This window comes from Streptomyces sp. NPDC050448 (assembly GCF_040655295.1).
Classification (GTDB): Bacteria; Actinomycetota; Actinomycetes; order Streptomycetales; family Streptomycetaceae; genus Streptomyces.
Window position 1 is genome coordinate 45,210 of sequence record NZ_JBFAJR010000002.1, and the last position, 12,349, is coordinate 57,558.

The window sequence follows — 12,349 nt, forward strand, 5'->3', positions numbered from 1 at the left end:
GGACAGGGTCGAGCGGGGTCGGGCGGAGATCAGTGCGCGGACGCCAGCTTCGCGGCCGAGTCCGCGTCGACGCAGGCCTGGATCATCGGATCGAGGTCGCCGTCGAGCACCTGGTCCAAGTTGTACGCCTTGAAACCGGTCCGGTGGTCCGAGATCCGGTTTTCCGGGAAGTTGTACGTGCGGATCTTCTCGGAGCGGTCCACCGAGCGCACCTGGCTGCGGCGCACGTCGGAGGCCTCCTGCTCGGCGGCCTCCTGGGCCGCGGCCAGCAGGCGCGACCGGAGGATGCGCATCGCCTGCTCCTTGTTCTGGAGCTGGCTCTTCTCGTTCTGGCAGGAGGCGACCACACCGGTCGGGATGTGCGTGATGCGCACGGCCGAGTCGGTGGTGTTCACGGACTGGCCGCCGGGGCCCGACGAGCGGTACACGTCGATCCGGAGGTCGTTCGGGTTGACCTCGACCTCGACCTCCTCGGCCTCCGGGGTGACGAGCACGCCCGCGGCGGAGGTGTGGATGCGGCCCTGGGACTCGGTGGCCGGAACACGCTGGACGCGGTGCACGCCGCCCTCGTACTTCAGACGGGCCCAGACGCCCTGGCCGGGCTCGGTCGCGCCGTTGCCGCCCTTGGTGCGGACGGAGACCTGGACGTCCTTGTAGCCGCCGAGCTCGGACTCGGTGGCGTCGATGATCTCGGTCTTCCAGCCCACGCGCTCGGCGTAGCGCAGGTACATGCGCAGCAGGTCGCCTGCGAACAGGGCCGACTCGTCGCCGCCCGCGCCCGCCTTGACCTCCAGGAGCACGTCCTTGTCGTCGCTGGGGTCGCGCGGGACGAGCAGCAGGCGCAGCTTCTCGGTGAGCTCCTCGCGCTGGGCGCTCAGTTCCTTCGCCTCGGCCGCGAAGTCCGGGTCGTCGGCCGCGAACTCCTTCGCCGTCTCGATGTCCTCGGCGGACTGCTTCCAGGCTCGGAAGGTCGCGACGATCGGGGTCAGCTCCGCGTAGCGCTTGTTGAGCTTGCGCGCGTTGGCCTGATCCGAGTGGACCGAAGGGTCGGCGAGCTTCTTCTCAAGGTCGGCGTGCTCGCCGACCAGTTCCTCGACCGCCTCGAACATCGGGGGCTCCTGGGGTGAAAAGTACGAAAAAGGGCTGCGGGACGACAAAGGCGCCGGTCCGGCCGCCCCCGTGTGGACAGGGTGCAGCCGGGGTCCGGCGCCGTGGGCTCGCTACTTCGAGCCGGCAGCCTTGCCGAAGCGGGCCTCGAAGCGGGCGACACGGCCACCGGTGTCGAGGATCTTCTGCTTGCCCGTGTAGAACGGGTGGCACTCGGAGCAGACCTCGGCACGGATGGTGCCCTCGGTCAGGGTGCTACGGGTGGTGAACGACGCGCCACAGGTGCAGCTGACCTGGGTCTCGACGTACTCGGGGTGAACATCGCGCTTCAAGGTGTCTCCTAGATTCGGGAGGGCGCCGGGTCGCAGGAGCCGAATTGCGCACTGCGTGAACCGGGGCCGACAGACCAGTCTGCCAGGACCGGGCTGCCTGTCAAAATTCTGAGGACGCCTCCCTCAACGGGGCGGCAACGGCATCTATTCCGCATCCTTGCAGAATGCCCCTGAGCAGGCCTTTCGCGGCAGGCCTTTTACGGCTGCCGGACGATCGACCCGGCCGTGCCCTTGTCACCCATCGAGTCCTTGGTGGCGTCCGCGGGGACGGGCTGGTCGGCCAGGAGGGCGTCCCAGACCATCTTGCATTCCTTGGTCAGCGGGGCGACCCGGTCGGCGTCGCGGGCGTCCGGGCCCACCGGCAGGGTGATCATCTTCATGTCCTGGGCGTCGATGCCCTGGAGGCTCTGCGCGAAGCCCATCAGGGACTTCACGTCGCCGAGCGCCTTGTCGGTGGTGAGCGCCTTGGTGCCGGTGTCGGCGAGGTCGAGCAGCCGCTTGGGGTTGTCGAAGATGCCGATGCCCTTGACCTGCTTGATCAGGGCCTTCATGAACGCCTGCTGGAGCTGTATTCGGCCCAGGTCGGAGCCGTCGCCGACGCTCTTGCGGGTCCGTACGAGGCCCAGGGCCTGCTCGCCGTTGAGCTTGTTCTGACCGGCCGGGAGGTCGAGGTGGCTCGATCCGTCCTTGATCGGCTTGGTGGTGGTGAGCTCGACGCCGCCGAGGTTGTCGATGATCTTCTTGAAGCCCGTGAAGTCGACCTCGATGTAGTGGTCCATGCGGATCCCCGACATCTTTTCGACGGTCTTGACCGCGCAGGCGGCCCCGCCGATGGTGAACGACTCGTTGAACTGGGAGCGCGAGCTGCCGCGGTCGGTCTTGCCGTTGCTCAGCGTGCACGACGGCCGGTTGACCATGGTGTCGCGCGGGATCGACACGACGGTCGCCTTCTTGTGGCCGTCGTACAGGTGGACGATCATCGCCGTGTCGGAGCGGGCAGAGCCGCCGTCGTCCTGGCCGTACTCGGAATTCGCGCCGCCGCGGGAGTCGGAGCCGAGGACGAGGATGTCCATCGAGCCGTTGTCCACGTTCTGCGGGCGGTCGGTGCCGAGCGCCTGGTCGATGTCGACCGTCTTCAGGTTCCCGTTCAGGTGGTAGTAGAACCAGCCGAGACCCGCCCCGCCCAGGAGGACGACGCCGGCAGCGCTCCACGCGGCGATGACGAGGGCCTTGCGGCGGCTCGAGGGTTTCCGTCGGCGCCGGCCCGCGGCACGCCGGCCGCTGCCCCTGCTGTCCTCGCTCATGCTCTCCTCAGTCCTGAGTACGTTCCCGGCCGGATGTCCGGCCCGGTGGCCTCCCCGCACCGCCCTCTGACACAGACGGCCGAATGTCCTCCAGGGTTCCACGGCCGACGCGGACCCTGTGCAGGTGCCCTGCGGTGACCGCGGCGGGATGAGGCACGCCGCGATGCCGCTCCTGCCTGCGGTTTCCCAGGGGAACGCACGGGAAGGCCGGCGGGTTCACCGGAACCGCAAGTGTGGCGAAGCTCGCACCTGCGCAAACGTCCGGAAAACGCGGGACCGCCCCCGCCGCGGGTGCGGCGGGGGCGGTCTCGGCGATGCGGAGCGGCGACGTCAGTCGTCGTTCTTGCCCGACGGGGTCGTCTTGGCGATCTGCATCAGGAACTCGGCGTTCGACTTCGTCTGCTTCATCTTGTCGAGCAGCAGCTCGATGGCCTGCTGCGAGTCGAGCGCGTGCAGCACCCGGCGCAGCTTCCAGACGATGGCGAGCTCCTCGCTGTTGAGGAGGATCTCCTCCTTGCGGGTGCCCGACGGGTCGACGTCGACGGCCGGGAAGATGCGCTTGTCGGCGAGCTTCCGGTCGAGCTTGAGCTCCATGTTGCCGGTGCCCTTGAACTCCTCGAAGATCACCTCGTCCATGCGCGAGCCGGTGTCGACCAGCGCGGTGGCCAGGATGGTCAGCGAGCCGCCGTCCTCGATGTTGCGCGCGGCACCGAAGAAGCGCTTCGGCGGGTACAGCGCGGTCGAGTCGACACCACCGGACAGGATGCGGCCGGAGGCGGGCGCCGCGAGGTTGTACGCGCGGCCCAGACGGGTGATGGAGTCCAGCAGGACGACCACGTCGTGACCCAGCTCGACGAGGCGCTTGGCGCGCTCGATGGCCAGCTCGGCGACGGTGGTGTGGTCCTCGGCCGGGCGGTCGAAGGTCGAGGAGATGACCTCGCCCTTGACCGACCGCTGCATGTCGGTGACCTCTTCCGGACGCTCGTCGACCAGGACGACCATCAGGTGGCACTCGGGGTTGTTGGTGGTGATCGCGTTGGCGATCGCCTGCATGATCATGGTCTTGCCGGTCTTCGGCGGGGCCACGATCAGGCCTCGCTGGCCCTTGCCGATCGGCGACACGAGGTCGATGATGCGGGTCGTCAGCACGCCCGGGTCGGTCTCCAGACGGAGCCGGTCCTGGGGGTACAGCGGGGTCAGCTTCTGGAACTCCGGTCGGCCGCGGCCGGATTCGGGCGCCATGCCGTTCACCGAGTCCAGACGCACGAGGGCGTTGAACTTCTCGCGGCGCTCGCCGTCCTTGGGCTGGCGCACGGCACCGGTGGTGTGGTCACCCTTGCGCAGGCCGGCCTTGCGGACCTGGGCGAGGGAGACGTACACGTCGTTGGGGCCGGGCAGGTAGCCCGAGGTCCGGATGAACGCGTAGTTGTCGAGGATGTCCAGGATGCCCGCGACGGGGATCAGGACGTCGTCGTCGGCGACCTGCGGCTCGTTCGGCGCGAACTCGTCGCGGCCACGACGGCCACGGCGGTCGCGGTAGCGGCCGCGCCGGCCGCGCCGGCCGCCCTCGTCGTCGAAGTCGTCCTGCGGGCCGTTGTCCTGGCGGTCCTGGCGACCCTGCTGGCCCTGCTGCTGACGGTCCTGGCGGCCGCCCTGCTGCTGGCGGTCCTGACGGCCGCCGCCCTGGCCCGCGCCCTGGCCCGCGCCCTGGCCTGCGCCCTGACCCGCGCCCTGGGCGCCCTGGCCCTGCTCGTCGGCCTTGGCGCCGCGGTCGCGGCGGTCGCGCTGGCGGTCGCCGCGCTCGGCACGGTCACCGCGGTCGCGGCGGTCGCGCCGGCCGCGGCCCTCGCCCTCCTGGGCGGGCGCGGAGACGGCGGTCGCGGCCTCGGCCTTGGCCTCGGTCGGCGCGGTGGCGGTGGTCTCGGTCTTCGCCTCGACCTGCACGGCGGCGGGGGCCGTGGCCTCCGGGCTGCCGGAGGGGGCCGTGGCCCGACGGCGGCGGCGCTCGCCGACCGGGGCGTCGTCTCCCGCACGCTCGGCTTCGCTCGCGCGGGAGGGGCCCCCAGCCGGCTGGCCCGGGATCTCGATCTGCGCCTGCGCGGCAGGCTTCTCGGCGGGCGCCTCGGCGGCGGCCTCGCCCGTACGGGCCTTGCTGGTGGCGCGGCGCTTCGGCTTGGCCTCGGCGGCCTCGGCGGCGGGAGCCGCGGCCTTGGGGGCACTGCCGCCCCCGGCCTGCGTCTCCTTGATGACCTCGATCAGCTGGCTCTTGCGCATCCGCGCGGTGCCCCTGATACCGAGGCCCGACGCGACCTGCTGCAGCTCGGCCAGGACCATGCCCTCGAGGCCGGTGCCGGAGCGGCGCCGACGTCCGGCAGTGGTCGCCGCGGCGCCCGCGGCGGGGGCACTGGTGTCGACATTGGTGTCGGCAGCGCCCATCAGATCGGTGGTGTCGCTCACGAAGGGTCCTTCCCTGGAGCGGACGTCGGCCTGTCTGGCTCGGCGACCGGTTGTGCTGTCCGACAACGGACCATGACTTGATGGGTCGTGGACCGCGGCCGGGGCGGTGGTCCGCCGGTAGAGATACGGCGGAGAGAAACGTGCATGAGTGGTTCCGGCGAGAAGCCCCCGAGCTGGAAGCGTGGGAATGTCACGCCGATTCCGGAGCGTGCTCGAAACTGCTGGCAGCGATCAAAGCAGTCGGGGAGGCTCCCGGAAGAAAGGTGGTCCCGGAAAGGGACACTGAGCAACAAGCCATGGCGGCTTCGGCTGCACACTTGAGAGTAACACTACCGGATCCAACAGATATTCCCCCTCTCAATCACCGGCAATCGCGCCTTCCGCGCGGGCGGCCTGCCCTGACCGCCCGCCCCTGGCCGGTATGCCCGTACGGCCTAGCCGCCCTGGGTGCCCAGCGGAAGCACGCTCGCGCCCGCGGCGTCGAGGGCGAGCCGGTTCGCCGCCCATCCCCCGCCCGCGAGCTGCGCGACCTTGTCGGCCGCGCCGTTGTCGACCAGCGCGAGGACCGTGGGGCCCGCGCCGGAGATGACCGCGGGGATACCGTCCGCCCGCAGCCGGTTGACGAGTGCCACGCTCTCGGGCATCGCCGGGGACCGGTACTCCTGGTGGAGCCGGTCTTCGGTGGCCGGCAGCAGCAACTCGGGACGCCTGGTCAGGGCTTCGACGAGCAGGGCCGCGCGACCTGCGTTGACGGCCGCGTCCACGTGCGGGACGTTGCGCGGCAGCAGGCCGCGCGCGGTCTCCGTCAGGACCGGCTTGGAGGGGACGAACACCACCGGGACGATGGAGTCGGCGGGCTCCATGCGGATCGCCTTGGCGCTGCCGCCGTCCATCCAGGCGAGGGTGAAGCCGCCGAGGAGACAGGCGGCGACGTTGTCGGGGTGGCCCTCGATCTCGGTGGCCAGTTCGAGCAGGGCCGCGTCGTCGAGCTTGGCCTCTGCGCCTATGGTCACGGCGCGGGCGGCGACGATCCCGGCGCAGATGGCGGCCGAGGAGGACCCGAGGCCGCGGCCGTGCGGGATGCGGTTGGCGCAGACGACCTCGAGGCCGCGCGGCTGCCCGCCCAGCAGGTCGAAGGCAGTGCGCATCGAGCGTACGAGCAGGTGGCTCTCGTCCCGCGGGAGGGTGTCGGCACCCTCACCCGCGATGTCGATGTTCAGGCCGGAGTCGGCCACCCGGACGACCACGTCGTCGTAGAGCCCCAGGGCCAGGCCCAGGGCGTCGAAGCCCGGGCCGAGGTTGGCACTGCTGGCGGGGACGCGCACCCGTACGGCGGCGGCGCGGAACGCTGGACCGGCCATCGTCCGATGACACTCCTTGTGACTGTGCGAGACGAGGTCTTCGCTGGCTCGCTGCGAATGTACTGGAGAACGTACGACACCCGAAGGCCCTCTGGGCAGCACCACGGTCATATGCGCGGTGGCGGATGTAAGTACAGCCTATCGAAGGAAGGTTCTCTCGCGACATAGGGCGCACAGGAGGCGCACGATGCGAGTCGGTGCCTTCCGGTGGATTCGGCTGACAGTCGATGACTTTTGTGTCGTACGGCCCGAGTTGCCGGATTCCGGAAGCCTTCCGGAACCGGCGACTCGGGGTGGTGCCACAGGGGCGGACCCTGGCCGGGCCCGGGTCAGACCAGGCCGAGGCGGACGGCCGCGACCTCCGCGTCCACCGGGACGGTGACCGGCTGCGGAGCGCCGGCGACCGCCCAGTCGGGGTCCTTGAGGCCGTTTCCGGTGACGGTGCATACGATCTTCTGGCCGGGGTCGACCAGGCCCAGCTCGGCGGCCTTGAGCAGGCCGGCGACGGACGCGGCCGAGGCGGGCTCGACGAAGACGCCCTCCTGCGCGGCCAACAGGCGGTAGGCGGCCAGGATCTGGCGGTCCGTCACCTCGTCGATGAAGCCGCCCGACTCGTCACGCGCGGCGAGCGCGTAGTCCCACGAGGCCGGGTTGCCGATGCGGATCGCGGTGGCGATGGTGTGCGGCTCCTTGACGACCTCGCCGCGCACGATGGGCGCGGACCCGGAGGCCTGGAAACCCCACACGCGGGGCGTACGGGAGGCCAGGCCGTCGGCCTTGTACTCCTTGAAGCCCTTCCAGTACGCGGTGATGTTGCCGGCGTTGCCGACGGGCAGCACGTGGATGTCGGGGGCGTCGCCGAGCGCGTCGACGATCTCGAACGCGGCCGTCTTCTGGCCCTCGATGCGCACCGGGTTGACGGAATTGACCAGCGCGACAGGGTAGTTGTCGGACAGCGCGCGGGCCAGGTCCAGGCAGTCGTCGAAGTTGCCGTCCACCTGGAGGATCTTGGCGCCGTGCACGAGGGCCTGGCCCATCTTGCCGAGCGCGATCTTGCCGCGGGGCACGAGGACGGCCGACACCATCCCGGCACGCACCGCGTACGCGGCGGCGGAGGCCGAGGTGTTGCCCGTGGAGGCGCAGATGACGGCCTTGGCGCCGTCCTCCTTCGCCTTGCTGATCGCCATGGTCATGCCGCGGTCCTTGAAGGACCCGGTGGGGTTCGCGCCCTCGACCTTGAGGTGTACCTCGCAGCCGGTGCGCTCGGAGAGCACCTGGGCGGGGACGAGGGGAGTGCCGCCCTCGCGGAGCGTGACCACGGGAGTCGCGTCCGTCACCGGCAGGCGGTCCCGGTACTCCTCGATGATGCCGCGCCACTGGTGGGTGCGATTGCTGCTCATGGGTCCTTACTCCCCTTCAACACGCATGATGCTGGCGACACCGCGCACGGTGTCCAGCTTCCGCAGCGCCTCGACGGTCCCGGAGAGGGAGGCGTCGGGTGCGCGGTGGGTGACGACGACGAGGGAGGCCTCATTGCCGACCCCGTCCGGACGTCCTTGCTGTCGTACGGTATCGATCGAGACACCGTGCTCCGCGAACGTCGTCGCCACCTGGGCGAGGACGCCCGGCTTGTCGGCCACATCGAGGCTGATGTGGTACCGCGTGACGACGTCGCCCATGGGGCTGACCGGCAGCTGGGTGTACGCCGAATCGCCGGGCCCCGTTGCCTCGGCGAGCTTGTTGCGGCATACGGCGACGAGGTCGCCCAGGACCGCCGAGGCGGTCGGCGAACCGCCCGCGCCGGGCCCGTAGAACATGAGCCGCCCGGCGGCCTCCGCCTCGACGAAGACGGCGTTGTACGCCTCGCGCACAGAGGCGAGGGGGTGGCTGAGCGGGATCATCGCCGGGTGCACGCGGGCGGTGACGGACTCCCCGTCCGCGGCGCGCTCCAGGATCGCGAGGAGCTTGATGGTGCAGCCCATGCGCTTGGCGGAGGCGAAGTCCGCGGCGCTGACCTCGGTCATGCCCTCGCGGTAGACGTCGTCGAGGCGGACCCGGGTGTGGAAGGCGATGCCGGCCAGGATCGCGGCCTTGGCGGCGGCGTCGTAGCCCTCGACGTCGGCGGTCGGGTCGGCCTCGGCGTACCCGAGGGCGGTGGCCTCGTCGAGCGCCTCCTGGTAGCCGGCGCCGGTCGAGTCCATCTTGTCGAGGATGAAGTTCGTCGTGCCGTTGACGATGCCCATCACCCGGTTGATCTTGTCGCCGGCGAGGGACTCGCGCATCGGGCGGACCAGCGGGATGGCGCCGGCGACGGCGGCCTCGTAGTACAGGTCCAGCCCGTGCTGGTCGGCTGCGGCGTGCAGCGCGGCGCCGTCCTGGGCGAGCAGCGCCTTGTTCGCCGAGACGACGGAGATGCCGTGCTCGAATGCGGTGGTGATGAGGGTGCGGGCGGGCTCGATGCCGCCGATGACCTCGATGGCGACGTCGATGTCGCCCCGTTTGAGGAGGGCGGTCGCATCGGTGGTGACCAGCTCGGGGTCGATGCCCTCGCGCACCTTGGAGGGACGGCGCACGGCCACGCCGGCGAGCTCGACGGGCGCGCCGATCCTGGCCGTCAGATCGTCGGCGTGCGTCGTCATGATGCGCGCCACCTCTGAGCCGACCACTCCACAGCCCAGCAGCGCCACCTTCAGCGGACGCGTACGCATCATTCGACCTACGCCTTTCGATCTTCCATCACCACCCGGCGCGCGGGTTGCGCACCGGGTCTCAACCAGTCTCACTCAATGGACAGCACTTTCCATCCCCGGTCCAGTGAGTGAGACACCTATTTTGGGGGCCTGGGGCCTTCCCCCAGAAACATGGAGATCATCCGAGGTCGAGGCGCAGGAGATCTTCCTCCGTCTCGCGCCGGACGATCACTCGGGCCTGTCCGTCGCGCACGGCGACGACGGGCGGCCGGAGCGCGTGGTTGTAGTTGCTGGCCATGGAGCGGCAGTACGCCCCGGTGGCGGGTACGGCGAGGAGGTCTCCCGGGGCCAGGTCGGCCGGCAGGAAGGCGTCCTTCACCACGATGTCACCGCTCTCGCAGTGCTTGCCGACGACGCGGACGAGCATGGGCTCGGCGTCGGAGACGCGGGAGACGAGGGTGACCGCGTATTCGGCGTCGTAGAGGGCGGTGCGGATGTTGTCGGACATGCCGCCGTCGACGGAGACGTACGTACGCAGCCCCTCGAGCGGCTTGATCGTCCCGACCTCGTACAGCGTGAAGGCGGTGGGCCCGACGATGGCCCGGCCGGGCTCGACGGAGATCCGGGGCGCGCGCAGCCCTGCGGACTCGCATTCGCGGGCGACGATCTCGTGCAGGGCCTTGGCGATCTCGTGGGGCTCGCGCGGGTCGTCGGAGGACGTGTACGCGATGCCGAGGCCGCCGCCGAGGTCGATCTCGGGCAGCTCGACCCCGTGCTCGTCGCGCACGGCGGCCAGCAGGCGGACCACCCGCTTGGCGGACACCTCGAAGCCGGCCATGTCGAAGATCTGCGACCCGATGTGGGAGTGGACGCCGAGCAGTTCGAGGCTGTCGTGCCCCAGCGCACGCCGGACCGCCTCCGCCGCGGATCCGTCGGCGACGGCGATGCCGAACTTCTGGTCCTCGTGCGCGGTCGCGATGAACTCGTGCGTGTGCGCCTCGACGCCGACCGTCACTCGGATCTGGACGGGCTGGCGGACGCCCAGCTCACGGGCGATGTGCGCGACTCGAGCGATCTCCTGGAAGGAGTCGAGCACGATTCGACCCACTCCCGCCTCGACGGCCCGGGTGATCTCCGCGACGGACTTGTTGTTCCCGTGGAAGGCGATCCGCTCGGCGGGCATCCCGGCGGCGAGGGCGGTGGCCAGCTCCCCGCCGGAACACACGTCGAGGTTCAGTCCTTCCTCCTTGAGCCACTTCACGACGGCCTTGGAGAGGAACGCCTTCCCGGCGTAGAACACATCGGCATCGGGCCCGAAGGCGTGCGCCCAGGCCCGGCACCGGGCCCGGAAGTCCTCCTCGTCGAGGAAGTAGGCGGGCGTCCCGAACTCCTCGGCGAGCGTGGTGACGGGGACGCCGCCGAGGGTCACGACACCGTCGTGGTTCCGCCGCACGGTCCGCGCCCAGACCTTCTCGTCGAGCGCGTTGAGGTCGGCGGGCGGCGGGGAGTAGTGCCCCTCGGGCAGGACGTCGGCGTGGCGGGGCCCGGCGGGGTGCGCGGAACGGCTCATCGGTATCTCTCTTCGCAGATCACAGGCAGTCAGGTGCGTCTATGCCGAGGAGGGCCAGGCCACCGGCCAGCACCGTCCCGGCGGCTTCGGCAAGAGCCAGCCGGGCGCGGTGGGCGGCCGAGGGTTTCTCGTCCCCCTTGGGCAGGACGCAGTGCTGAAAATCGAGCAGTTCGCCGGCGGCGCGGACGAGGAACCGGACGACCTGCTCCGGCGCCCGCCGATGCGCGGCGGCTTCGAGTACGAGGGGGTAGTCGGCGAGGGCGCGCACCAGCGGGCCGCCGTCGTCGTCCACCTCACCGGGCTCACTCCGGAACCCGAGCTGAGCGGCATTGCGCACCAGAGCCCGGCTCCGCGCGTAGGCGTACCGCACCCGGAAGAACTCGTTGGACTCGTCCTGCACGAGCAGCCGCTCGTCGAAGGCGGGCGTCTCGTGCGGCGCGACGGCGAGCATGGCCCAGGCGGCGGCGTCGCCCCCGTACACGGCGACGACATCACCGTCCCGCCTGGCCACGGGGGCGGCCCGCACGGGGGCGGCGCTGCTCCGGCCCTGGCTGAGCTCGATCCTCAGCACGGCCTCCGCCACGACCCGCGCGCGCAGCTCGAGGGCGGTGGTGAACCCGTACCGGAGCCCGCGCGCCTGTACGTCGCGCACGAGTACATCGGCGGGCAGCCGGTCCATCACGAAATTGAGGAACCCGGGACCGGTGATCTCGACACGCTCGATCCCGGGAACACGACCCAGCCGCCGGGCCAGCACATCGGCGACCTCGCGAGGAGAGGTCTTGGCCGCTTTGGCGACCTGAAAGGCCACGGGGGTGGCGTAGTCCCCCACCCCACCGGGCCGGGTCCGCTCGACGACGACCCGCTCGGGCACGCCCGCCTCGGCGGGCAGTTCCCCCTCCTCGACGGCGCAGCGCACGGCGCGTACGACGGTACGGGAGAGGTCGGCGGGGGTCACGGGACCAGCCTAGGGGAGAAGCCCACCCATCCCGCGAACGGTTTCGCCATGTGAACAGGTGACGGCCGCTACCCTCTCCCCCGCCCTGCGGGGGCACCCTTCCGCTCCCGCCGGTCCTTGCGCTCGATGAGCCGGCGTACGACCCGCACGAGCTCGGCGGGCTCGAAGGGCTTGGCGAGGAACGCATCCACCCCGGCCTCGATCCCGGCCTCCACCTCGTGCTGCGTACAGGCGCTCACGATGGCGACGGGCACGTGCCGCGTCCGCGGGTCGGCACGCAGCTGCGCGGCCGTCCCGAACCCGTCCAGCCGGGGCATGACCACATCAAGGGTGATCACGTCGGGGCAGACGCGATGCACGACGTCCAGACACTCGGCACCATCGTTCGCGGTCACTACCTCGAAGCCCTCCAGCTCGAGATTGACCTTGATCAGCTGCCGGATGACCTTGTTGTCGTCGACAACAAGCACCCGGCCCGAGGCGCCTGACACAACTCGAGAGTAGGTCCGCCTAAGCTCCCGCGTCCGGGTTTTCGCCACTTCCACCCCCTCCGGGCGACCCACCCCCCTC

Annotated in this window: 10 protein-coding genes; all 10 read right to left on the reverse strand. The window is 70.6% G+C overall.

What is annotated here, in order from left to right:
• Positions 1 to 29: 29 nt before the first annotated feature.
• The gene (gene prfA / locus AB0I68_RS02975) at positions 30 to 1,109 is read right to left on the reverse strand and encodes a peptide chain release factor 1 (RefSeq protein WP_363175412.1); all 1,080 of its coding nucleotides are present in this window, start codon (positions 1,107 to 1,109) and stop codon (positions 30 to 32) included.
• 111 nt (positions 1,110 to 1,220) lie between these two features.
• Complete coding sequence (rpmE, locus tag AB0I68_RS02980; protein WP_030153765.1) at positions 1,221 to 1,439, reverse strand: 50S ribosomal protein L31; 219 nt, start codon at positions 1,437 to 1,439, stop codon at positions 1,221 to 1,223.
• Between the two features lie 197 nt (positions 1,440 to 1,636).
• Complete coding sequence (locus AB0I68_RS02985; protein WP_363175413.1) at positions 1,637 to 2,743, reverse strand: LCP family protein; 1,107 nt, start codon at positions 2,741 to 2,743, stop codon at positions 1,637 to 1,639.
• Between the two features lie 330 nt (positions 2,744 to 3,073).
• Positions 3,074 to 5,200 carry a transcription termination factor Rho gene (rho, locus tag AB0I68_RS02990; protein ID WP_363175414.1) on the reverse strand — a complete coding sequence of 709 codons (2,127 nt, stop codon included), beginning with the start codon at positions 5,198 to 5,200 and terminating at the stop codon, positions 3,074 to 3,076.
• 434 nt (positions 5,201 to 5,634) lie between these two features.
• Positions 5,635 to 6,561 (reverse strand): homoserine kinase, encoded by a 927-nt coding sequence (thrB, locus tag AB0I68_RS02995; RefSeq protein WP_363175415.1) that lies wholly within the window; start codon positions 6,559 to 6,561, stop codon positions 5,635 to 5,637.
• A gap of 329 nt (positions 6,562 to 6,890) precedes the next feature.
• Positions 6,891 to 7,961: a threonine synthase gene (thrC, locus tag AB0I68_RS03000; RefSeq protein ID WP_363175416.1), complete on the reverse strand. Its 1,071-nt coding sequence runs from the start codon at positions 7,959 to 7,961 to the stop codon at positions 6,891 to 6,893.
• 6 nt (positions 7,962 to 7,967) lie between these two features.
• Positions 7,968 to 9,272, reverse strand: coding sequence for a homoserine dehydrogenase (locus AB0I68_RS03005; protein WP_363175417.1), 1,305 nt, complete (start codon positions 9,270 to 9,272; stop codon positions 7,968 to 7,970).
• A gap of 157 nt (positions 9,273 to 9,429) precedes the next feature.
• Positions 9,430 to 10,821 (reverse strand): diaminopimelate decarboxylase, encoded by a 1,392-nt coding sequence (gene lysA, locus AB0I68_RS03010; RefSeq protein ID WP_363175418.1) that lies wholly within the window; start codon positions 10,819 to 10,821, stop codon positions 9,430 to 9,432.
• A 19-nt stretch (positions 10,822 to 10,840) separates the two neighbouring features.
• A complete protein-coding gene (gene nrtL, locus AB0I68_RS03015) occupies positions 10,841 to 11,779 on the reverse strand; it encodes an ArgS-related anticodon-binding protein NrtL (protein WP_363175419.1) in 939 nt (312 codons plus the stop codon).
• A 68-nt stretch (positions 11,780 to 11,847) separates the two neighbouring features.
• On the reverse strand, positions 11,848 to 12,342 hold the full coding sequence (locus tag AB0I68_RS03020) for a response regulator (protein ID WP_363175420.1): 495 nt from the start codon (positions 12,340 to 12,342) through the stop codon (positions 11,848 to 11,850).
• Between the last annotated feature and the right edge of the window lie 7 nt (positions 12,343 to 12,349).